The following is a 24,278-nucleotide window of genomic DNA, read 5'->3' as shown; positions in this document are numbered from 1 at the left end:
AGTTTAGATTATATTTTTTCTTATAGTAATATTCTATAGGAAAATCAACATAATTTCATTAATATTTTAACAAAATATTTTTCTAAACATGGCAGAAATTTCTGTCCTATAAATTTTTCTTATACACTATATAAAAAATTAGACTTAGACAAAACGCTTTTTTCGCCGTAATCTATAATTAGAGACAGGAAAACATAAAGCATTAGGGATAAAAATAATTGAAATACTTAAAAGCAAGCTTGTATTAAAAGTACTTTATTATAATTTTTTTATTCAGAAAATTTTTAATTATCATTCAAGAAAGATAGCTATTCGACATGAACTTCAAATAGATTCATCAAAATTAAATGTTAATAGTGGTGCAATAGCATTAGGACATCCAATAGAGTCAAATGTCGCTAGAATACTCGTTACGCTACTTTATGAAATACAAAAACGTAAAACTGAGACTAGTCTTGCAACACTTTGTATCAGTGGTGGCCAAGGAATATCAATGGTAGTTTCACGATAGGAGGAAATATGAATAAAATAGTTAACATCAATGAAGCTCTATCTCATGTAAAAGATGGAGATACAATAATGGTAGGTGGATTCATGGCTAATGGTTCACCAGAAAATTTGATTGATTATTTGTGTAATAAAAATATAAAAGATTTAACACTAATTTGTAATGATACTGGCTTTATTGACAAAGGTGTTGGAAAAATGGTTGTGAATAAGCAATTCAAAAAGATAATTGCTTCTCATATAGGATTAAATAAAGAAACTGGTAGACAAATGAATAATAATGAAACAGATGTCGAATTGGTTCCTCAAGGAACTCTTGCTGAACAAATACGTGCAGCTGGTTATGGTTTGGGAGGTATATTAACACCTACTGGGATTGGTACTCTTGTTGAAGAAGGAAAACAAAAAATTGTCATAGATGATAAAGAATACCTTCTTGAAAAACCAATCCATGCAGATATTGCTCTTCTCTTTGCATCAAAGGCTGATAAAGCAGGTAATCTAGTTTATAAAGGTTCTATGAACAATTTTAATAATTTAATGGCTTCGGCTGCCAAGATTACAATAGTTGAAGTAGATGAAATCGTTGAAATTGGTGATATTAACCCAAATGAAGTTACTACACCAGGTATTTTTGTGAATTACATCATTGAAGGAGGTAATTTATAATGGATAAATTAGAAATGCAAGAATATATTGCAAATAGAGTTTCTAAAGAATTAAAAGATGGAACTGTTGTAAACCTTGGTATAGGCCTACCAACTAAAGTAGCAAATTATATTCCAGATGATGCAAACGTTATCTTGCAATCTGAGAATGGTTTTCTAGGTTTAGGAGTAGCTGAAGATGGAAATCTAAGTGATGAAACCATTGTAAATGCTGGAGGTCAACCAGTTACGATACTTCCTGGAGGGTGTTTCTTTGATAGCGCTACCTCTTTTGGAATAATCAGAGGTGGTCATGTAGATATAACAGTTCTTGGTGCACTTCAAGTTGATAAATGTGGCAACATAGCAAACTATATGATTCCAGGCAAGATGGTTCCAGGTATGGGTGGAGCTATGGATTTAGTAACTGGTGCTAAGAAAGTCATTGTAGCAATGGAACATACTTCAAAAGGTTCTGCAAAAATATTAAATAATTGTACTCTTCCACTTACTGCAACTAATGCTGTAGATTTGATAGTTACCGAAATGGGCGTTATGGAAGTAACACCAGATGGAATTTTACTTAAAGAAATAAACCCTGCTTTCACTTTGGATGATGTTATTTCTGCTACTGAAGCACCTTTAATATTATCAGACTCATTAAATGGAAACATATCAGCTGTTTAAAGTGATTAAAAATACAAATGTATTAGATGTAAATTTATATTATTCAAAATATTAATATGAAAATAAAATAAAATTGGAGGAAATGAAAATGGTTAAAGACAAAGTTGTATTCGTAACAGGAGCTGCAAGTGGAATAGGTAAACAAATTGCTGAATCATTCTTAAAAAATGGTGCTAAAGTAATGTTCTCTGACATAAATCAAGAAGCTTTAGACAAAGTTACAACAGAGCTAAAAAAAGAAGGCTATGATTGCATGAATGTAAAGTGTGATGTAACTAAAGAAGAAGAAATTAACCATGCTATAGACAAAACTGTTGAAAAGTACGGTAAATTAGATATATTAATAAACAATGCTGGACTTCAACATGTTTCTATGATAGAAGATTTCCCAACTGATAAATTTGAATTTATGATAAAAATAATGCTAACAGCACCTTTTATAGCTACTAAAAAAGTATTCCCTATAATGAAAAAACAAGGATTTGGTCGTATAATAAATATGGCTTCAATCAATGGTGTAATAGGATTTGCTGGTAAGGCTGCTTATAACTCAGCAAAACATGGACTTATAGGATTAACAAAGGTTGCTGCCCTTGAAGCTGCTGATTCTGGTATAACAGTTAATGCTTTATGCCCTGGATATGTAGATACTCCACTTGTTAGAGGTCAGTTTAATGACCTTTCAAAAACTCGTAACATCCCATTAGAAAATGTATTAGAAGAAGTTTTATATCCACTTGTGCCACAAAAACGTCTATTAGATGTTCAAGAAATTGCAGATTATGCTATGTTCTTAGCAAGTGATAAAGCTAAAGGAATTACAGGACAAGCGTGCATACTAGATGGAGGATATACTGCACAGTAGTTATTTTATATTTAGGGCTTGAAGAAACTGTTCTTCAAGTCCCTCTAATAAGGAGGAATGTTTATGAGTATTATAGCACCAATTGGTATAATTATTGGTATAATAGCTATTATATATTTTTCAGTTAAAGAAATTCATATAACTATAGCTGCTCCAATAGCAACCTTAATAGTTGTTCTCTTAAATAAAATGGATGTTGTAACATCAATGCTAGGCGCTGGCAAAAATAATTACATGGGAGCACTTGGCAATTATATAATGAGCTATTTTGCAATATTTTTATTAGGCTCAATACTTGCTAAATTTATGGAGGAAAGTGGAGCCACTGTATCTATAGCAGATTTTATCTTAAACAAGTTTGGCTCTAAATATCCTTATAGAGTTTTAGTTGCGATATTTATAGTAAGCTTTATATTGACATATGGTGGTATAAGCCTGTTTGTAGTTATGTTTGCAGTCATTCCACTTGCAAGAACTCTATTTAAAAAACTTGATATTTCTTGGAATCTTATTCAAATTCCTCTTTGGCTTGGAATTGCTACAATTACAATGACTATGATTCCTGGGACACCAGCCATTCAAAATGTTATTCCTATTCAATATCTAAATACTTCTCTTACTGCAGCTATTATACCAAGTATTGCAGGCAGTATAGGTTGTGCTGTGTTTGGTCTTATCTACATGAAATATGCTCTGAATAAAAGTATTAAAAAGGGTGAAACGTATGCAACTTATACTTCAGAATCAGAAGAAGAATCTCTAGATAGAGAATTACCAGGATTTTTTGCAAGCATCTTTCCTCTATTAGCACTTGTAATTATAGCAATAGTAGGAAGTACTTTTGGTTCAGAATTTCTGAAAAAAAATGTAATTTACATAGCTTTAATAGTTGCAATCCTTTTATCTGCATTTTTATTCCGTAAATTTTTATCATCCAAAATACAGACATTGAGTATAGGAGCTAGTGGTTCTATTGGACCTATATTTGCAACATCTTCTGCTGTTGCATTTGGAGCAGTAATAATGACTGCACCAGGTTTTAATGTATTCAGCAAACTTATTATGTCAATACCAGGTAGCCCACTTATAAGTCTTACTGTATTAACTTCAACAATGTCAGCAATAACAGGTTCATCTTCTGGTGCATTAGGAATAGTAATGCCAAACTTCGCAAATTATTATTTAAGCACTGGTCTGAATCCAGAATTAATTCATCGTGTTGCTACAATAGCTTCAAATATACTTACTATAGTTCCACAAAGTGGTGTTTTTCTTACATTCTTAAGTTTATCTAAGTTAACACATAAAACCGGATTTAAAGAAACTTTCATTGTAGTTGCAGTTGGTTCATTAATAGCAGAAATTATCGTAATTACGTTAGGATTACTGATGTATTAAACTAAAGTATATTATAATTTACCATATAAAAAGTCATCTATTGGAACAGATGACTTTCTTATTTTTCAAAGATTTCAATAATGAAAATTTACCATTTGCACTAAAATGTATATTAAATAAATTTCAATAGCTATATAAATTTTTTTTTCGTAACCATAAATTTACATCATAAAATCATTATAAAAATATATTTTTCTCAAAGCTAGTGATTTCATACTATGTAGCTTTATGAGACAAATTATTAAACTTTCTTAAATATACCTGTTTATTCCATGTATACTCTTTTTACATATCTTTACAGTGAAAAAATGCTTATTCTTATGTTAGTATAAATGCACGGGTACCCCCTACACTAAAGGTTACAAATTAGTAACATTTTTAGAATTTTTAGATTGAGAGGTGTTTATAATGAAAAAAAATATACCAACAAAATTAAAAACTATGTTAGCATTGGGAGTGTTAACCTTAGCTACAGCATCTAGTGCTGTTACTGCAAGTGCTTCATCGCTTGAAAACAATGTAAATCTAAGTAACAAAAGTTTAGTATACAGTAATACTAAATACAAATTTTCAGCAAAACCAAATTGTTCTGTAAAACCAGAGCTTAAACCTGATAAAGATAATTCTTGTAAAGATAAGAACCATAATGACAAGAATTGCAATAACACTAATAAACCTGAGGACAATAATAATTCAGGCTCTACTAATAAACCTGAAAACAATAATAACTCAGGCTCTACTAATAAACCTGAAGACAATAATAACTCAGAATCTAACAAACCTGAAGATAATAATTCAGGCTCTACTAATAAACCTGAGGATAACAACAACTCAGAATCTAATAAGCCTGAAGATAATAATAATTCAGGTTCTACAAATGGAAATTTTTCAGCTTACCAAAAAGAAGTCGTTGATTTAGTAAATATAGAAAGATCTAAAGCTGGATTAAATCCTCTTACTCTTGATTCTTCTGTATCAAATGTTGCTACTAAGAAGTCTCAAGATATGATTGATAACAATTATTTTTCACACAATTCTCCAACTTATGGTTCTCCATTCGATATGTTGAAAAAGTTTGGGATAAGCTATAAAACAGCTGGTGAAAATATAGCTATGGGTCAAAAAACTCCAAAAGAAGTTGTAAATGCGTGGATGAATTCTGAAGGTCACAGAAAAAATATACTAAATCCAAATTTTAGTAAAATAGGTGTTGGAGTAGCTCAAAAAAGTGGTGGTTCACTTTATTGGACACAAATCTTTGTAGGATAAAATACTCTTTTCCCATATATCAAAAGAGTATCTCTAAATGATTAAATAAAATCACAAATGAGATACTCTTTTGTATCTATATTCAAAACTATTAAATACAAATAAATACAGTATAAACATCATTTACTAATATGTACTTCAAAAATCATTCGTAAAAAAATCAAAACTCCCTTTAGGTGCCATTAAAATTCTTTCTAAAATTAAACTTAATGCTTTTAATTTACAATTTCTTTCTTCTTTATCTCAAGTAAAAATACCTGGGTCAAGTAAAAACGTGAAAACAGATAAAACTATTTCTGAAACTTCTAAAGTATATTCACACTTGAATATACCTTCTTCAATTCCTTCTTATCCACATACTCATTCCCTTCATATTGTATTATAACATAGGCTCAAAAAGTGACCACTGGTCGAAAACATGATACAATAAAGAAAATCTGACCATCGGTCGAAAAATATTTGGGATATGAGAATTGAAAAGGAATATTGGTCACAACAGGAATTTATGTACATATAAGACATCCACAATATACAGGATTTTTACTAATAACACTTGGTATGATATTTGAATGGGCGACTATTCCCCTTTTAATCATGTGGCCTATATTAGTAGTTGTATATTATAGATTAGCAAAGAAAGAAGAAAATGAAATGATAAATGAATTTGGAGATAATTATATTACTTACCGTAAAAAAACTGGAATGTTTCTTCCTAAAATATCACTTAAAAAAGATATTCAAAATACAGAAACAAAATTTTAATATTTTATAGAAAAAGGAGGTGTCTCAAATGAACTTTTTAGTTCATGAGGCACTCTTTTTTGTATGAAATCAAATATATTTTTATCATTTCAACAATAAAAAAGAGGCTTATCTCTATTTTGAGACAGCCTCTTTTTATCAAATCTATATTTTACATAAGCTTATAACATTTTAATATTATTCAGCTAATTTTTTATATCCTTCATATCTTTCTTTAGCATCAGCTTCAGCTTTAGTAAATAATCCTTCAGCTTGCTCTGGGAATTGCTTAGCTATAGCAGAGTATCTTACTTGTGCAAGTATGAAATCTCTGAAGCTTGCAGTTGGTTCTTTAGAGTCTAAAGTGAATGGGTTTTTACCTTCAGCTTTTACTTCTGGATTGAATCTGTATAAATGCCAGTATCCGCAAGCAACAGCTTGTGCTTCATTAGCTACAGTTCTTCCCATACCTTCTTTTAATCCGTGGTTTATACATGGAGCATAAGCTATTATTAAAGATGGTCCATCATGTTTTTCAGCTTCTAGAACAGCTTTGATAAATTGGTTTTTATCAGCACCCATAGCAACTTGAGCTACATATACGTTTCCGTAAGTCATAGCCATCATTCCTAAATCTTTCTTTCTAGATTGCTTACCTGCTGCAGCAAACTTAGCCATAGCAGCAGCTGGAGTAGCTTTAGAAGCTTGACCTCCTGTATTTGAATATACTTCTGTATCAAATACAAGTACATTTACATTTTCACCAGATGCAAGAACATGGTCTAATCCACCGTAACCGATGTCATATGCCCAACCATCTCCACCTAGTATCCATTGAGATCTCTTAACTAGATAATCTTTTCTATCTTCTATAGCTTTTACTAATTCTTTAGCTTTTGCATCTGTACAATCACAAGATGGTTTTGCTAATAATTCAACAACTTTAGCACTTGCTACTTTAGAAGCTTCTCCATCATTTCTAGAATCTAACCATTCTGTAAATACTGCTTTAGCATCTTCACAGATATCCATAGAAACTAATTCTGTCATAGCATCTACTATTTTTGCTCTTATTTGTTTAACAGCTGTGTACATACCAAATCCGTATTCAGCATTGTCTTCAAATAAAGAGTTTGCCCAAGATGGACCTTTACCTTCATGGTTACAAGTATAAGGAGTTGATGGTGCAGAAGCTCCCCATATAGAAGAACATCCAGTAGCATTAGCTATCATCATTCTATCTCCATATAATTGTGTAACTAACTTGATGTATGCAGTTTCTCCACATCCAGCACATGCTCCTGAGAATTCCATTAATGGTTGTCTAAATTGACTTCCTTTAACAGTATTTGCAGGCATAACATCTACTTTTGGAGCCACTTCATCAGGATTTACTGCAAATGCCCAATTATCTAACTCTGTATCAAGTTGAGTATCTATTGGCTTCATAACTAAAGCTTTTTCTTTAGCTGGACATATGTCAGCACAGTTTCCACATCCTGTACAGTCAAGTGGACTAACTTGAATTCTATATTTTAATCCTTCTAATCCTTTACCTAATGCTTTTTTAGTTTCAAATCCTTTTGGAGCATTAGCTAATTCTTCTTCAGTAACTAATACTGGTCTTATACATGCATGAGGACATATAAAAGAACATTGGTTACATTGGATACAGTTATCTGTTATCCATTCAGGAACATCAACAGCTATACCACGTTTTTCGTAAGCTGAAGTACCACAAGGGAATGTTCCATCTTCTATACCATTGAATGTACTTACTGGTAAGTTATTTCCTTCTTGTGCAGTCATTGGTCTTAATATATTTCTTATAAATTCTGGCTCTTTTACTTCTTCTTTATCTGCATCAACAGCATTTGTCCAAGCAGCTGGAACTTCAACTTTAACTAAAGCATTTATTCCTGCATCAACAGCAGCATAGTTCATGTTAACTATTTTTTCACCTTTTTTACCATAAGCTTTAACTATAGAATCTTTTAAGTATTTAACAGCATCTTCTTCTGGTATTATTTCAGCTAATTTAAAGAATGCAGATTGCATTATCATGTTTATTCTATTTCCAAGACCTATTTCTTGTCCTAGTTTAACAGCATTAACTGTATAGAATTTTATATCATTTTTAGCTATATATTGTTTCATATGAGCTGGTAAGTTTTCTTCAATTCCAGCTTGGTCCCATATAGTGTTAAGTACAAATGTACCACCTTTTTTAAGACCTTTTAATAAATCATATTGATAAACATATGATTGTTTATGACAGGCAATATAGTCAGCTTCATCTATTAAATAAGTTGCTCTTATTGGAGTATCACCAAATCTTAAGTGAGACATAGTTATACCACCAGATTTTTTAGAGTCATAATCAAAGTAAGCTTGAGCATATTTTTCAGTGTGGTCACCGATTATTTTTATAGCTTGTTTATTAGCTCCAACAGTACCATCAGAACCTAATCCCCAGAACTTACATCTTATAGTTCCTTTAGAAGCTATTTTAATTGGCTCAGCAGGAGCTAAAGAAGTATTAGTTACATCATCAACTATACCTACTGTAAATCCATTCTTAGGTTGTTCTGAAACTAAGTTATCAAAAACAGTTTTTATATCTGAAGGAGTAGTGTCTTTTGAACCTAATCCATATCTTCCACCTATTATCATAGGAGCATTTTCTTTTCCATAGAATACATCACGTACATCTAAGTATAATGGTTCACCAGTTGCACCTGGCTCTTTAGTTCTATCAAGTACACATATTCTTTCAACAGTAGATGGCATAGCATCTAAGAAATGTTTCATTGAGAATGGTCTATATAAATGAACTTTAACTAAACCGTATTTTTCTCCTTTAGCATTTAAGTAATCTATAGTTTCTTCTATTGTCTCTGTTACAGAACCCATAGCTATTAATACATACTTAGCATCTTCTGCTCCATAATAATCAAATAAACTATGTTTTCTACCTGTTAAATTACTCATTTTTTCCATGTATTTTTCAACTATACCTACTATATTTTGATAGTATTTGTTAGAAGCTTCTCTAGTTTGGAAATATATATCTGGATTTTGAGCAGTACCACGAGTAACTGGATGATTTGGAGATAATGCATTATCTCTAAATGCTTGAACTGCTTCAAAATTTAATAAACTTGCGTAATCTTCGTTTTCTAATAATTCAACTTTTTGGATTTCATGTGAAGTTCTGAATCCATCAAAGAAATGTATAAATGGTAATCTACCTTCTATTGCAGCTAAATGTGCAACTGGTGCTATATCAGCTACTTCTTGAACTGAACCAGAAGCTAATAATACACATCCAGTTTGTCTAGCAGCCATAACGTCTTGATGATCCCCAAATATTGATAAAGCTTGAGATGCTAAAGCACGAGCACTTACATGGAATACTCCTGGTAATAACTCACCTGCAACTTTATACATGTTTGGTATCATTAATAATAAACCTTGAGATGCTGTAAAAGTAGAAGTTAAAGCTCCTCCTTGTAAAGAACCATGGAATGCTCCTGCTGCTCCTGCTTCTGACTGCATTTCAACAACATTAACTTCTTGTCCAAATACATTTTTTCTTCCTTGTGATGCCCACTCATCAACTACTTCAGCCATAGTTGAAGATGGTGTGATTGGATATATAGCTGCTACATCTGTAAACGCATAGGCAACGTGAGCTGCAGCTGTATTTCCATCAAGTGTTTTCATAAACTTAGCCATAATATGTATCCTCCTTGATAGCTACAATTGTACTTGTTTATAACAAGTCTATTTTTTATATTTACATATAATTTACACAACAAAAATATAAACACACATATAGTCGCGCAAATACTCTATCTTCTAATATAATACTACAGATTAGATAAAATTCCTTTGAAAATTGTAAATTAATTACATATTTAAGTAGATTTTTTTTTAAATTAAATATGTTAAGTTTTTTTCATAATTTTGTATACAATATATAATAAATTAAGTTAGATTTTTCAAACTTTTTCATCTATTTGTATATATTAGTACAAAGTCAAAATATTTATCTTTGTTATATGTAAATTTTTATATATATAATTTTACCATATTACATCATATTTTTGTAAGTTTTTATTATATTTTTCATAATACCCCTTTATTTTATAAATTAATCTAATAGATTAAACTTATCAGATAGAAATTTATTACATTTAAAAAAATATGCTAGCAAATAGAACATCCACTAGCATAAACTTCATTTATAATATTAGTCAACTATTAATTCTACTAACTCTCCATTTTTAACACCAGCTGCATTTCCTTCTTCCATATCAACATGCATTTCTAGATTGAAGCTATCACTAGCTCTTACTAATACATTTTCAAATACTAATGCTCTTGGTCCAGAAGTTTTAACTTTTACTATTTGCTTATCAGCTACACCAAATTTAGCAGCGTCTTCATTGCTCATATGTATATGTCTAGAAGCAACTATAACTCCTTCTTTCATTTCTACTTCTCCAGCAGGTCCTACTAATTTAACACCTGGAGTTCCAGCTATATCACCAGATTCTTTTATTGGTGCTTTTACTCCTAATGGGAAACCATCTGCTAAAGATATTTCAACTTGAGTATGAGCTCTAGCTGGTCCTAATACTCTAACTCCTTTTAAAGTTCCTTTTGGGCCTACTAAATCTACTTTTTCTTCACAGGCATATTGTCCTGGTTGAGATAATGGTTTAAATTTAGTTAATTCATGACCTGCCCCAAATAATACGTCTATATCAGCTTGACTTAAATGAACATGTTTATTAGATAATGCTATTGGTAATTTCATTGAAATTCCCTCCTTTTAATTATTTTAAATTATTGCAATACAATTATACATAATATTACCTACAAAATCAAATTATATTAAATCAATATATATCTTTAAATTTTTATATATTATATCTTTAAATTCTTGATTATCCATATAGGGTATATTGTCTGTATTATTTAAATATATATTGTGTAAAAGTTTAGTATTTATACTCTTAAAGAAAAAATCCATGACAATCTGTCCACCTTTAAATTGTGAATCATAGGATTTACTACCTCCTACTGCAATATACATACCAACACGCTTCTTATTCCTATCAATTGAAGGCTTCTTTAACACATATTTACTTGCATATATAGCTTGAGTTCTATCAACAACAGTTTTTAATTTAGCTGAGATTGAATCAAAATGCACAGGGCTTATGACTATAGTTCCTTTTGACTCATCAAACATTTTATATAATGGTTTCATGTCATCATTAAACTTACAAAAACCTGTTTTTTCACAAAATCCACATGCTGTACAATATTCAATATCCATATCATATATATTAAATATTCTGCTACTCAATCCACTCTCTTCTAACTTAACCTTCACTTCATTTGCTATAAAACTGCAATTTTTATTATTTCTTGGGCTTCCATTTATTATAATAATCTCTGGACTTTTAAGTTCTTTTTTATCATTTAAATCCATAATCAATCTACCTATCCTTTAACATAACTATTAAAATATCATCATCATAATTATCTTTTGATGAGAAATTCTTTAAATCTAATTTTAAATTTTCTACTATTAACTGCTGATTTAATCTAAAGTTTTCTTTTAGAAAGTTTTCTAATCTATTTATACCATATTCTTCTTTTGACGTATTTTTTATCTCTAAAATTCCGTCAGTATACATACATACCATTGCATAATTTTCCATTGAAAGAGTATTATTTTCATAGGTAGCATCTTCCATTATTCCAATAGGTATCCCCTTTTTACAATTCAAATTATTTTCTATTGTCCCATTCTTCTTCACGAATACAGGGCTATAATGACCAGCGTTAGATATTGTAATAATATTTTCTTTAGTATCTATAATGCCTATCAAACACGTTGTAAATACACCCATTTTATCAAACTCATCATATAACATGCTATTTAAATGTGTCATTATTTCTCTTGGTGTATTATATTGATTACATAAGACTTTAAAAGCACCTTTTATCATCGCAACAACATAATTTGATACCATTCCATGTCCCATTACATCAGCAACAATATAGACTATATGTTCATCATCTACTTTTGTGGCATAATAAAAATCTCCTCCTACTACTCTCGCTGGTTTATGATAAAAATACAGTTCTTTATCTTCATTACAATCCATTTTTCCTTTGTCCATAATAAGTTGTTGCTGTTTATTTAATATATTCAACTCATTTTCAAGAACCTTATGTTTCACTTCTTTTTCATTATGCTCATATAACTGCATCCCAACAGAAACTTGTTTGGATAATATACTAAGAATATTTAAATCATCACTAGTATAGTTTTTGCTATTTGCACAAACTATACATCCTATAGTCTCATTCTTATCCTGAAGTTTATAATATATATAACTTTCCAAGTTTATTCCTTTTTTTGAACATGGTTTTAAGTTATTTAGATATCCTCCTAATGACTCTTTCTTCAAAAATGTGTCAAGCATAGGGTATAAATTAGTTTTCTTTTTTTGCTCAGTATTATAACAGCTAAATATTTTATCCTTATTATCATGGCCAGTTATAATTATTAAAGCTTCTTTACTATTAGTAATGTTGCAAGCTTGTTTACTTAAATTTTCTAAAAATCCATCTATACTCTTATTAAGGTATAATTTTTTAGTGGCTTCATTTATAGCACTTATCGAACCTCTTAACTTGTCAATTAAAATTTGTACATTATTATTTTTATTAGTTATTTCTATTGATAAACTCAGAAGTGATGCAACAGAAGATATAAAGTCTATATCTTGTTCTGTTAAATAATCCTCCTCTTTTAAAAAACAAGTCATAAATCCAACAACTAAATTGTTTATTATAAAAGGAAAAACTATTCTCCCAATATAACCTTCAGATTTTGCTAAATCTCGTTCACCTTCAGCTCTAGAATCTTCAAATACATTTTTTACATATATTATCTTCTTTTCATTTACAGCTTCATGTATATATTCTGGATATGTGTCAAAATCAATTTTTGCACCTTTAAGACTATTAATTGGAAAAATTTGAGGTACATATTCTAAGGTTTGTGAACATACTAAGTAGGCATGTTTAGAATCATTTTTATAGAATAGATTTACACATGCCTTTGTAGGGTGAACAACCTCTAACATCTTTTCTATTATGTCATCTTTTATATTAAAAAAATCCGTAGATTCCGTCACCATAGCGGATATCTCCACTAAATTCTTCATTTTATAACTGCCATTAGTCATACTCAATTTCTCCCCCTATATATTAAACTATTTATTAGTATTTTAACATACATTCTTCATAGTAAAAACAAAAACAACGACAAAACTAGCAACTAATATCCAGTTAAATCCTGTCAATAATCCTATAAGAAGCAATGTAATTAATGCATTTAGACCTGTTCTTCCTTTTTCATCCATAAAAGTAATTTTAGATATGTCTATATTGTTCTTTACATTATTTATATGCTCTTTTACTTGTTCTTCCATATTTCTTTTATATAAAATATAAACTACACCTACTAAAAATACACCCATGCCCAAAATCAAGTTTAAATTAAAAGCTACCATAAGTAATATTGAACCAAAAACTAACTTTAAAAGTTTAAAAAATACACTGTCTATTTTTAAAGTTATATTTCTGATTTCTTTACATTCATCTCTTAAAGAATATCCACTTGAATCTAAATTATTAATCTTTGTTTTTACAATTTCAGAATAAAAAAGCTTTATTATCCCATTTAACATTTTCATCACTCCTAAATATTTTACATATATTTGTAAGTTTTACAATTATAATATTTTTTATACTTGGTAATAATAAAAAATAACAAATATTTTATAATTTAGTATTTATTGTAAATAAGTTAGTTAAACTTTATAGACTAAGTATAGATTTCTAAAAATAAATATTTTTACAATTAAAAGGAAGTGGTTGTGTGCAAATAGAACAACTTGATTTAGAAACAAGAAATAAAATATACTGCTACACTAAAAAAATACTTAGAAAATACCAAAAAGGTATAACATCTGGTAAATTAACGGCAGATAAATTTGCAGATAATATATTATCTCAAGGTTTCATTAGTAGTATACTTGATGAAAAAATAATTAAGGAATACGACTTTAAGTTATCTTATATAGACTATATAGAAACTTTGATAAAAATACAAAATGAAAATTTATCTAACTCTAGAAAAAAATCTACTAAGACTGTAAAGTGTTTCAATATCTCTCAAATAATCCAATTAAAAAACTTACTAAATGATACAGGTTATAATTTATTGATTCCATATAAATACTTAACTCCTAAGGATATAGAAGGAATCGTTACTCTAATTAATACTGGGTCTATTGAGCTTGGAAATGAGAGAATCTATAATTATATATCAAAAGTATGATAATATAAAGCTATTATAAAAAGGCAATTTATTTAATAAGAATTATTTTAATATTAAATAAATTGCCTTTTTAATTTTTTAATTAAAGATTATTATCCAAGAGCTTTTTCTAATTTAGATAAATGTTGTATTGGATAATATTTTAATAGCTCTTTAAATTGTTCTACTGATAAACCTTCTGTTGTTGTGTATATTCTTATTTTTTCATCTAAATCACTATTAATAAATTTGTTTTTTAAATCCTCAAAATTTACACTACTCATTTTACATCACTCCTTATGTAACATATTCGTTTGTATTATTTTATCCAAATTCATAAAATTTATTACATAAAAATGCACCTGTGTAAAATTTAATAAAAAAAAGCTATCTCAATTTAGAAATTACTTTCTATATTTGAGATAGCTTTAGCTAAACTAATAGCCTAATAGTTATAAATAATTATTTATTAACTATCTGTTGCTTTTTCCAGCCATTTGTTGTTCAGCCATTTCAACTAATTTTTTAGTCATGTATCCACCTACATAACCATTTTCTCTTGCAGTAAGGTTTCCTTTATCAACTTGTTGATAATTACTCATACCAAGTTCGTTAGCTATTTCTAATTTCATTTGGTTTAAAGCCTCTTTTGCTCCTGGTACTACTGTTCTGTTGTTGTTATTGTTACTTGCCATGTTGATTACCTTCCTTCTGTTTAATTTATTTTGTGTTGCTGATAATATTATGTGATTTTAAACATTTTTAATTCAGGTAATTTTTAGCAATTAAAACCTGCCAAATATCCAGTAGAAAAAGCTATTTGTAAATTGAATCCTCCTGTATATGCATCTATATCTATTATCTCTCCAGCAAAAAATAGACCTTCTATTAGTTTTGACTCCATTGTACTCGCATTTATCTCATTTACTTTTACACCACCAGAAGTTATTATAGCTTCATCAATAGGTCTGTATCTTTTTACAGTAAACTTTAAATTCTTTAGTAAATGCACTAAGTGTTTTCTCTGTTCTCTAGAAATTTGGTGAACAACTGTATCTGGATTAATCTCACTCAAATCTATTATTATAGGTATAAGTTTTTTTGGAAGTAAATCATCCAATGCTTTTTCAAATTTTTTATTTGTATACTTTGCAAAATCTTTTTGAACTCTTTTATCCAACTTTTCTTCATCTAGTGCTGGTTTTAAATCTAAGAATATAGTGTAATTTTCTTTAGTTGTATCTTTCATTCTACAACTTGCAGACTTAATTATAGGTCCATCTAAGCCAAACTTAGTAAATTCAAGTTCTCCAAAATCACTGTAAACTTTCTTTTGTTTGCTATTAAATACTTTTATCTCAACATTTCTTAATGATAACTTTTCCAAATCTTTTATAAAGCCTTCTTGCACTTCAATACCAATTAAAGATGGTTTTGTATCTACAATGGTGTGACCTTGTGAAGCAGCAAATTTATATCCATCACCAGTAGAACCAGTAAGTGGATAACTTAATCCTCCAGTTGCTACTATAACCGAGTCACACTTAATTTCTTTTTTATTGGATAAAACTACTTTTTCAATTTTATTATTTTTAGATATTATTTTTTCCACTTTCGAATTTAATAATATATCTACTTTTTTGTTTTTGAGTTGTTTTTCAAGAGCCTTTACAACATCAAATGCTTTATCACTTTCTGGGAATACTCTTTTTCCTCTTTCTGTTTTAGTTTTTACACCAAGGTTATTAAACATGCTTATTACATCATCATTTGTAAAAGTATAAAAAGCACTATATAAAAATTTTCCATTTGTAGGAACATTTTCTATTAATTCTTCTATATCACAAGCATTAGTTATATTACATCTACCTTTTCCTGTTATTGCAAGTTTTTTACCTAATTTATGATTTTTCTCAATCAATGTTACATCAAATCCTCTTTCACATGCAGTTGATGCTGCTATCATCCCTGCTGGTCCGCCACCTATTACTACTACCTTCTTCAAATAATCACTCTTTTCTTCCCTTAATTTTTTAAGTTAAACTATTAATAAAGTAGTTTAGCTTAATTTAGCTTCAAAAGTTTAAATAATGCAGGAGCTCCTGCCACACCATAAAAAACAACTACAGTATTCTTAATAAAGTTCATAAAAATTATACTCATATTAGAATCACTTAGATTTAAAGTAACAATTAACATTGAAATAAATACTTTAATCCCCATATATAACATGCCTATTGTTACTATCCCAACCAAAAACCTACATATTCTTGAAAATATTATATTTTTACTATTTTTATTTTTACTACTAAAATTAATTTTTTTGTTATTATTGTCTGTATTAAATCTAACAAATTTATCTTCAACTATATATCCAAATATAAACCCTACTATGATACCAAATTTTTCAAAATAGTCAGGGCTATTTAAAAATATAGCTATTATAACAAATGGTATAAGTAAAACCACAAGAAAAATATAATTTTTACTATCGTCAATATAGTCAAATATTTTTACAAATATAACTGTAAAAAATATACCTAAGGTCCACCCAGCTATTACATCTATAGGCCAATGAACTGCCAAATATAGTCTAGATAAACCAACACCTAATACCATTAATGCACCTATTAAATGAATGTATCTCTTTTTAAATATAGTCATAATACTAACCCAAAATGTAGTTGCAGTTTGAGTATGAGCACTTGGAAAAGAGTAACCACCAGCAGTAGAAACTCTCAGTGACTCAAGACCTTTTATTCCTATTGGTCTAGGAGCTTTTACAAATTCTTTGATTCCTAAATTCACAACAAAATTTCCAATTATAGCAAACAATATTTTCTGCCCACATTTTTTATTTATACACCAGTAAATGATTGTTGTAATTAATATTAATAGTGGTGCTTCTGTACTTATTGTGAATACAAGAAATATAAAGTTCAAAATTGGATTTCTTAAATTTTGGAAAAATAATAATATACTTAATTGAATATCCATATAGAGGTCTCCTTTACTAATATTTTATATACTTAATTAAAAAGCACTAAATCCCTTAGAGATTAGTGCTTTTAATTCACATTTAAGTCTTATTCTACATCCTCAACTATACCTATATAAGGTAAATTTCTATACTTCTCAGCATAATCTATTCCATATCCAACAATAAATTTATCTTCAATAACAAATCCCACATAGTCTACAGGTATATTAGCTTTTCTTCTTTGAGGTTTATCAAGTAAAGTACATAGCTTTAGGCATTTTGGGCTTCTAGTCTTCAAAGCTGCGACTAGGTTACTTAATGTCAATCCAGAGTCTATTATATCCTCCACAATTAATACATTTTTTCCTTCAATGTCTACATCTAAATCTTTTAATATTTTAACTGTTCCAGAAGATTCTGTTGAACTACCATAGCTTGTAACGCTCATAAAATCTATATTTACATCTAAGTCTATACATCTTATTAAATCTGAAACAAATACACTAGCTCCTTTAAGGATACCTACTACTAGTAAATCTTCACCTTTAAAATCTTCTTCTATTTTTTTTCCTAATTCATAAACTTTTTCTTTTATTTGTTCTTCTGTCAACATTTTTCCTGTAATTTTGTACATCTTGTACCCTCCCGCTTTCCATCTATTAACCTATATATTATAGCATACCAAAATATCAATTAAAATATTTTTCATCATTTTTAAACGTAAAGTAACAGCTTATCCATACTTTTTTGCTTTTTATCTTAAAAATTTGGAATAAACATTCCTTTGTATTATAATCTATATGTACATGTATTAATCAGTTATTTTTATCAATTATATAATTTTATTTTTGGAGGTACTTTTATGAGCACAAATCATGGAGCTAATTTATATAGTTTATCTAGTAAGTATGGCTTTTCAAAAGAAGAATTTATGGATTTTAGTTCAAATATAAATCCTTTTGGTACATCAAGTTTAGCCAAACAATACATTGTAAACAATATAGATATGGTATCTATGTATCCTGACCCTGATTACATAGACTTAAAAACTTCTATATCAAGTTACTGCAAATGTTCTATAGATAATATAGTCCTTGGCAGTGGAGCTACAGAATTAATCTCATCATTCATACATACAATCAACCCTAAACAAGCTCTTTTACTTTCCCCTGCATATTCAGAGTATGAAAAAGAGCTATCTAAAGTTAATTGTTCTATAGATAAATACTTCGCCAAAGAAGAAGATAATTTTAACATAAATTTAGAAAATCTTATAGAAACTATTAACGCTAAAAATTATGATTTGGTTATCATCTGCAACCCTAGCAATCCTACTGGATTTGCATTTACTAAAATACAAGTAAGAGAAATTTTAAAAAACACAGACTCTTTTTTAATGATTGATGAGACTTATATAGAATTTACTGATACAGACATATATTCTTGTACTCAGTTAGTTGATGATTATTTTAATTTATTTGTTATAAGGGGCACATCAAAGTTTTTTTCAACACCTGGTATAAGACTTGGATACGGTCTTATATCTGACATTAAGGTTAAAAATGAAATAAATAAAAACCTAGATTTATGGAATATAAATATAATCGCTTCAAAAATGGGAGAAATCATGTTTAGTGATTTGAATTTTATATCAAGTACTATTTCTTTAATGAATACTGAAAGAGATTATTTACTTAAGGAACTTAAAAACATAAAGAACTTAAACGTATATGATACTAAAGGTAATTTTATATTATGTAAAATTAAAACAAAGGAATTTACTGCTAAAGCTCTTCGTGATAAACTAATTCCACAAAAAATAATAATAAGAGATTGTTATTCATTTGATGGGCTAGATGAATATTTCTTCAGGGTATGTATACTAAAACCTAATGAAAATAAATTATTAATATCATCTCTTAAAGCAATTTTTGAATAGAAAAATCACTTTATTGTGTAACTTTATAAGTATAAAAAATGAGTTATCTCTATTTGAGATAACTCATTTTTGTTTATTAACAAACTAAGCACTTTGTTCTTCTTTGTTTCCTTTTTTACTCATTCCATCATTTATTTTATCTACAACTGCTGCTATTGCATTATCTCCTGATACATTACATGCTGTACCAAAACTGTCTTGAGTTAAGTATAAAGCTATCATTAAACTTGCAAGACCTCCATCTGATGGTATTCCAACCATTGGTAAGAAAGGAAGTGCACTCATTATAGCCCCACCTGGTGCCCCTGGTGCTGCAACCATTGCTATACCTAACATTGCAATATAAGGGAATAATACACCTATTCCATGTGGCATACCATTCATCATTAAAACTGCTGTTGTAAACCCTGTTATTGATATCATACTACCGGATAAATGTATTGTTGCACAAAGAGGCACAACAAATTCTCTGATTTGCTTACTTACTCCATTTTTTTCTGCACAACCAACATTAACTGGTATAGTTGCTGCTGAAGATTGAGTACCTATAGCTGTTAAATATCCAGGTACTTGATTTTTTAACATTCTTACTGGATTTTTCCCTGAAAATGCTCCTGCTGCTGTAAATTGGCATGCCATATATACAAAATGTAAAGGTATTACCACTAAATAAACTTTCCAGAATACCCCTAATATTGTCCATACTTCCCCTGCTATAGTTATATTCGCAAAAGTTCCTGCTATGTATAAAGGTAATAAAGGTATAATTACTGTTGACAACGTTTTCGTTACAATTTCTTGGAACTCTTGGAAGAATTTAAATAAAACTTCTCCTTTTCCATGATTTCTTAAAGCTGATATTCCAAGCCCCATTACAAATGCAAACACAATTGCTGCTGTTACATCTACCATAGGCTCCAATGGAATTGTGAAGATTGGAGCTAACATTCCTGCCTCTGGGTCTCCAATTTGACTTGCTACGCTTGCATCAATAAAATTTGGGAAAATTAGCATAGATACTGCAAATGATAATAATCCCGCTATTAGAGTAGAGCCATACGCTATTGCTGTAGTTATTCCTAATAATTTTCCTGCACCTGTTGCTAAATCTGCTATACCTGCTGTTACAAACCCTATAATTATAAATGGTATTACAAACTTTAAGAATGCTGAGAATAATGTACTAACTGTTACTAGTATTTGTACTATTATTTCTGGTGCATAACTTCCGATTAAAATACCGACTATGATACCGATGATTAGCTTGGGCACTAAACCTATTTTCTTCTTCATAATATTTTACCCTCCATAATTTTTTAAATTAAGCATTCTTGTACATTGAATACTTAGTTAAATATTGGATATCCACTTATTATGATAATAGAGTTTTACCTCTCCGTCAACAATTTAGCCATTTTTTATTAATAAAAAAAAGAATAACATATATAAATTGTTATTCTTCTTCATCTTTTATAGAAAATTCTACATTTTCAATTATATTTGAATGTTTATCTTCTTTTGTTATATTTCTATATCTATTAATTTCTTCATTCACAATACCTATGCTCCAAATTAATACTATAATATCATCTATAAATCCAAATGCTCCAGTAAGCATCTCAGGAATTATATCAACTCCAGATACAAAGTAAGATATAGTAAAAATTAAAACGGAAACTACTTTTACTTTATAGACTATATTGATTCTTTTATCCGTCATAAAATCAGGTAGTTTAAGTAAATCAAATATAAAAAGCAAACCAAATTTAGCCTTTTTAAATCTCACTAAAATTTTTTTAAAAAAATCTAAAATTATATTAACCATTCTTTTTAGAAATTCCATATTTATCACCTCTTATAATTATAGGTTATTCTACATTATAACCGATATAATTAATTTGATGAGTATATTATATATAAATTTTATCAACTAGTATATATTCAAATTATAACAATTCAATTCCTGCACTACTACAATTTTTAATCATATCTTGTGGCCATACTCCAACCTGTACTTCTCCTATATGAGCCTTTTGTAAGAAATACATACATATTCTTGACTGACCAATACCTCCACCAATTGTATATGGAAGTTCACCATTTAAAAGCATCTTATGATAATCAAACTCTTTTCTATCTTCACATCCAGCAAGTTTAAGTTGTCTATCAAGAGATTCTTCATCAACTCTAATTCCCATTGAAGATAGCTCTAATGCAGAATCTAAAACAGGGTTATAAAATAGTATATCTCCATTTAATTCCCAATCATCATAATCAGGGCTTCTTCCATCATGTTTTTCTCCTGATGTTAGCGTCTTTCCTATTTGAGTTATAAATACAGCTTTCTTATCTTTTACAATTTTATCTTCTCTTTCCTTTGGAGATAATTCTGGATACATATCTTCTAACTCTTGTGATGTTATAAAAGTTATTTCTTCTGGTAAGATTTCTTTTATTCCTTCATACATGCTACATACAAATATCTCTGTATCCTTAAATACTCCATATAGTCTTTTTACAACATCTTTTAAAGTATTTTCATTTCTACTACTTTTATCTATTACCAATTCCCAATCCCATTGGTCTACATAAAGAGAATGTATGTTATCTAACTCTTCATTTTTTCTTATCGCATTCATATCTGTATATAAACCACTGCCAACTTCAAAACCATATTTTTTAAGGGCTAATCTCTTCCATTTTGCAAGTGATTGAACAATTTCTGCATTTTTATTCATAAATGGTATATCAAAACTTACAGCCTTTTCTCCATTTAAATTATCATTTGCACCAGTTTCAGGCAATACAAATAATGGAGAAGAAACTCTTATTAGATTTAGTTCATTGCTCAATCTCATTTCAAAAAAATCTTTTAATTTTTTTATAGCTACTTGTGTATCAATTACATTCAAACTACTGTTATAATCCTTTGGTATTATTGTACTCATATTATTCACTCCCTATATTTATATATTTTTCCATTAAAAAAACCTTTCATCCCTATATAAAAGGGACGAAAGGTTATCTTTCCGCGGTACCACCCTGATTAGTTTAAAATAAATTTAAACCCAGCTCATAATGTACAGATATTACTCGATACATCCCAATATGATAACGGTTTGGTTCCGACTAAGCCTACTATTTTAAAATTTCGGTTAGCAACTCCAGGATGTTCTTCATTATAGACTTCATATTGGTCTCACACCATCACCAACTCGCTTTAACTACATTCTATAACTACTCTTCCTTTCAAAGTCTTTAAGAATTTAATCTAATAAAATTTAACTCTCTTATGTTTTCTATTTATTCATAATAGTATGATAAGTGATTAGTTAAAATTTGTCAAGTTTAATATTTTTTATTTCTATGCATCCTATAAATTTTTACCTATACTTATAAATTTTCAAATGTAGCCTTTAATCTATCCATACATTCTTTTAATAAAGACTGTGGGCATGCTACATTTATTCTTTCAAATCCTATTCCTTGTTTTCCAAATATATAGCCTTCATCAAATAATACATTAGCTTTCTTAAACATTAAATCTTCAAGTTCTATTTCATTTAATCCATAGGCAGTAAAATCTAACCATGCTAAATACGTTCCTTCTGGATAAACAAGTTTTACTTTTGGTAAATTTTCTTTTAAGTATTCATCAATAAATCTTATATTATTATCTAAATATTCATTCAATTCATTAACCCAATCTTCACTTTCATTATATGCTGCTATAGTAGCTACAATAGCAAAAGGATTTGGTGAAGTTCCAACTCCAACAGCTGTGACCTCTTCTTGATATTTCTTTTTTAAATCATTGTTATTCACTATTATATTAGATAATTGCATTCCAGCTAGATTAAACGTTTTACTTGGTGCTATACATGTAACTATTTTATCTTTGTACTCTGGGCATAATGATTGTAAAGGAGTATGTTTAAATCCTTTTCTAATTAAATCAGAATGTATTTCATCAGCTATTATCCATAAGTCATATTTTTTACATATTTCTACAACTTTTTTTAATTCATCTTCTCTCCATACTCTACCAACTGGATTGTGAGGGCTACAAAGTATAAGTACTTTATTATTGCTACACTTAGCCTTTTCTTCTAAATCAGCATAATCCATTCTATATGTGCCATTCTCATATATCAGAGGATTGTTTACAACTTCTCTATTATTACTTTTTATCTTTGCTTCAAATGGGTAATACACTGGTTTTTGAACTATTACACCTTCATTAGAATCAGTTAATATTCTTACTAAAATAGCAACAGCTGGTACAACTCCTGGACTAAATACAATATTTTCTCTATTTATTTCCCAGTTAAATCTTCTTTTGTACCAGCTACAAACTGCATTAAAGTATTCTTCACTATCATTAGAACTATATCCAAATATTTTATGGTCAACTTTTTTATGTAATGCTTCTATTATTGGCTCTGCACATTCAAAATCCATATCTGCAATCCAAAAAGGTAAACCATCTTTTTGTGCTTTTGGTGAACAATTAGTTCTAAAATCCCATTTTACACAATCTGTCCCTACTCTATCTATTACTTGGTCAAAATTATATTTACTCATTTTACCCCTCCTAAAAATACAAATTTTATAATTATTTAGTATATAACTGGATGTAATTTGGTGTTATTTTACAATTCTACATATTATAATAGTAACACTTTTTTGTCCAATAGATTTAAAATATACTTGTTTTTATGGTTATAGTTTTTTTCAATGTTGTAAAAATAGTTTCAATATATCAAAACAAGATTGCTTATATTAATTATATTTCAACTGACATAAGCAATCTTTTCTATAACTTCTAAATT

24 protein-coding genes and 1 other annotated feature are annotated in these 24,278 nt (G+C 28.9%); of the genes, 9 read left to right on the top strand and 15 right to left on the bottom strand.

The features are described from left to right. Positions 1–208: 208 nt before the first annotated feature. From Q3223_RS09935 to Q3223_RS09910, 6 genes are all read left to right on the top strand, one after another. Positions 209–511, top strand: a complete 303-nt coding sequence (locus Q3223_RS09935) for a hypothetical protein (protein WP_079770234.1) — start codon at positions 209–211, stop codon at positions 509–511. An 8-nt stretch (positions 512–519) separates the two neighbouring features. Next, positions 520–1,176 (top strand): CoA transferase subunit A, encoded by a 657-nt coding sequence (locus tag Q3223_RS09930; protein WP_054271243.1) that lies wholly within the window; start codon positions 520–522, stop codon positions 1,174–1,176. Next, entirely contained in the window at positions 1,176–1,841 is a 666-nt protein-coding gene (locus Q3223_RS09925) for a 3-oxoacid CoA-transferase subunit B (protein WP_407811915.1), read from the top strand. The genes Q3223_RS09930 and Q3223_RS09925 overlap by 1 nt, the downstream gene beginning before the upstream one ends. 88 nt (positions 1,842–1,929) lie before the next feature. Further along, complete coding sequence (locus tag Q3223_RS09920; protein ID WP_074178521.1) at positions 1,930–2,706, top strand: 3-hydroxybutyrate dehydrogenase; 777 nt, start codon at positions 1,930–1,932, stop codon at positions 2,704–2,706. A 63-nt stretch (positions 2,707–2,769) separates the two neighbouring features. Continuing rightward, positions 2,770–4,104, top strand: a complete 1,335-nt coding sequence (locus tag Q3223_RS09915) for a GntP family permease (RefSeq protein ID WP_407811914.1) — start codon at positions 2,770–2,772, stop codon at positions 4,102–4,104. A gap of 408 nt (positions 4,105–4,512) precedes the next feature. After that, on the top strand, positions 4,513–5,373 hold the full coding sequence (locus Q3223_RS09910; protein WP_407811913.1) for a CAP domain-containing protein: 861 nt from the start codon (positions 4,513–4,515) through the stop codon (positions 5,371–5,373). Between the two features lie 243 nt (positions 5,374–5,616). On the opposite strand, the gene Q3223_RS09905 is transcribed toward Q3223_RS09910, so the two are convergent. Next, on the bottom strand, positions 5,617–5,715 hold the full coding sequence (locus Q3223_RS09905) for a hypothetical protein (protein ID WP_407811968.1): 99 nt from the start codon (positions 5,713–5,715) through the stop codon (positions 5,617–5,619). Between the two features lie 144 nt (positions 5,716–5,859). On the opposite strand from Q3223_RS09905, the gene Q3223_RS09900 reads away from it, so the two are divergent. Then, positions 5,860–6,135 carry a methyltransferase family protein gene (locus tag Q3223_RS09900; RefSeq protein ID WP_407811912.1) on the top strand — a complete coding sequence of 92 codons (276 nt, stop codon included), beginning with the start codon at positions 5,860–5,862 and terminating at the stop codon, positions 6,133–6,135. 177 nt (positions 6,136–6,312) lie between these two features. Here Q3223_RS09900 and nifJ read toward each other — a convergent pair whose 3' ends face one another. The 5 genes from nifJ to Q3223_RS09875 form a co-directional block, all read right to left on the bottom strand. Continuing rightward, positions 6,313–9,852, bottom strand: a complete 3,540-nt coding sequence (nifJ, locus tag Q3223_RS09895; RefSeq protein WP_231300960.1) for a pyruvate:ferredoxin (flavodoxin) oxidoreductase — start codon at positions 9,850–9,852, stop codon at positions 6,313–6,315. Between the two features lie 517 nt (positions 9,853–10,369). Further along, positions 10,370–10,939, bottom strand: a complete 570-nt coding sequence (pduL, locus tag Q3223_RS09890) for a phosphate propanoyltransferase (protein WP_021385571.1) — start codon at positions 10,937–10,939, stop codon at positions 10,370–10,372. Positions 10,940–11,011: 72 nt separating this feature from the next. Continuing rightward, a complete protein-coding gene (locus tag Q3223_RS09885; protein ID WP_054271250.1) occupies positions 11,012–11,620 on the bottom strand; it encodes a flavodoxin family protein in 609 nt (202 codons plus the stop codon). A gap of 7 nt (positions 11,621–11,627) precedes the next feature. Beyond that, the gene (locus tag Q3223_RS09880; RefSeq protein ID WP_054271251.1) at positions 11,628–13,391 is read right to left on the bottom strand and encodes a GAF domain-containing SpoIIE family protein phosphatase; all 1,764 of its coding nucleotides are present in this window, start codon (positions 13,389–13,391) and stop codon (positions 11,628–11,630) included. Positions 13,392–13,433: 42 nt separating this feature from the next. Then, entirely contained in the window at positions 13,434–13,895 is a 462-nt protein-coding gene (locus Q3223_RS09875; protein ID WP_054271252.1) for a hypothetical protein, read from the bottom strand. A gap of 191 nt (positions 13,896–14,086) precedes the next feature. Here Q3223_RS09875 and Q3223_RS09870 point away from each other — a divergent pair, with 191 nt between their 5' ends. Next, a complete protein-coding gene (locus tag Q3223_RS09870; protein WP_054271253.1) occupies positions 14,087–14,548 on the top strand; it encodes a hypothetical protein in 462 nt (153 codons plus the stop codon). 92 nt (positions 14,549–14,640) lie between these two features. Here the strand turns inward: Q3223_RS09870 and Q3223_RS09865 are convergent, their stop codons facing one another. The 5 genes from Q3223_RS09865 to hpt form a co-directional block, all read right to left on the bottom strand. Next, complete coding sequence (locus Q3223_RS09865; protein ID WP_003416012.1) at positions 14,641–14,811, bottom strand: hypothetical protein; 171 nt, start codon at positions 14,809–14,811, stop codon at positions 14,641–14,643. 189 nt (positions 14,812–15,000) lie between these two features. Then, positions 15,001–15,222 carry an alpha/beta-type small acid-soluble spore protein gene (locus tag Q3223_RS09860; RefSeq protein WP_003416009.1) on the bottom strand — a complete coding sequence of 74 codons (222 nt, stop codon included), beginning with the start codon at positions 15,220–15,222 and terminating at the stop codon, positions 15,001–15,003. Between the two features lie 83 nt (positions 15,223–15,305). Beyond that, positions 15,306–16,532, bottom strand: a complete 1,227-nt coding sequence (locus tag Q3223_RS09855; protein WP_074178528.1) for an NAD(P)/FAD-dependent oxidoreductase — start codon at positions 16,530–16,532, stop codon at positions 15,306–15,308. A 59-nt stretch (positions 16,533–16,591) separates the two neighbouring features. Continuing rightward, positions 16,592–17,524: a phosphatase PAP2 family protein gene (locus tag Q3223_RS09850; RefSeq protein WP_054271255.1), complete on the bottom strand. Its 933-nt coding sequence runs from the start codon at positions 17,522–17,524 to the stop codon at positions 16,592–16,594. A gap of 89 nt (positions 17,525–17,613) precedes the next feature. After that, positions 17,614–18,141, bottom strand: coding sequence for a hypoxanthine phosphoribosyltransferase (hpt, locus tag Q3223_RS09845; RefSeq protein ID WP_044213776.1), 528 nt, complete (start codon positions 18,139–18,141; stop codon positions 17,614–17,616). Between the two features lie 228 nt (positions 18,142–18,369). Here hpt and Q3223_RS09840 point away from each other — a divergent pair, with 228 nt between their 5' ends. Continuing rightward, positions 18,370–19,446: a histidinol-phosphate transaminase gene (locus tag Q3223_RS09840; RefSeq protein WP_074178529.1), complete on the top strand. Its 1,077-nt coding sequence runs from the start codon at positions 18,370–18,372 to the stop codon at positions 19,444–19,446. 84 nt (positions 19,447–19,530) lie between these two features. On the opposite strand, the gene Q3223_RS09835 is transcribed toward Q3223_RS09840, so the two are convergent. The 4 genes from Q3223_RS09835 to Q3223_RS09820 form a co-directional block, all read right to left on the bottom strand. After that, a complete protein-coding gene (locus Q3223_RS09835; RefSeq protein WP_407811911.1) occupies positions 19,531–20,739 on the bottom strand; it encodes a dicarboxylate/amino acid:cation symporter in 1,209 nt (402 codons plus the stop codon). A gap of 160 nt (positions 20,740–20,899) precedes the next feature. Then, a complete protein-coding gene (locus Q3223_RS09830; protein ID WP_074178531.1) occupies positions 20,900–21,289 on the bottom strand; it encodes a YkvA family protein in 390 nt (129 codons plus the stop codon). Positions 21,290–21,392: 103 nt separating this feature from the next. Further along, positions 21,393–22,394 carry an aspartate--ammonia ligase gene (gene asnA / locus Q3223_RS09825; RefSeq protein WP_054271259.1) on the bottom strand — a complete coding sequence of 334 codons (1,002 nt, stop codon included), beginning with the start codon at positions 22,392–22,394 and terminating at the stop codon, positions 21,393–21,395. Positions 22,395–22,452: 58 nt separating this feature from the next. Beyond that, positions 22,453–22,708: a binding site (T-box leader), on the bottom strand. A 131-nt stretch (positions 22,709–22,839) separates the two neighbouring features. Further along, positions 22,840–24,030 carry a MalY/PatB family protein gene (locus tag Q3223_RS09820; RefSeq protein ID WP_074178532.1) on the bottom strand — a complete coding sequence of 397 codons (1,191 nt, stop codon included), beginning with the start codon at positions 24,028–24,030 and terminating at the stop codon, positions 22,840–22,842. Between the last annotated feature and the right edge of the window lie 248 nt (positions 24,031–24,278).

The sequence above is a fragment of the Clostridioides sp. GD02367 genome (genome assembly GCF_045900275.1).
Classification (GTDB): Bacteria; Bacillota; Clostridia; order Peptostreptococcales; family Peptostreptococcaceae; genus Clostridioides; species Clostridioides difficile_A.
The sequence above is the reverse complement of the archived record's forward strand: the minus strand, read 5'-3'. Positions and strand labels throughout refer to the sequence as shown.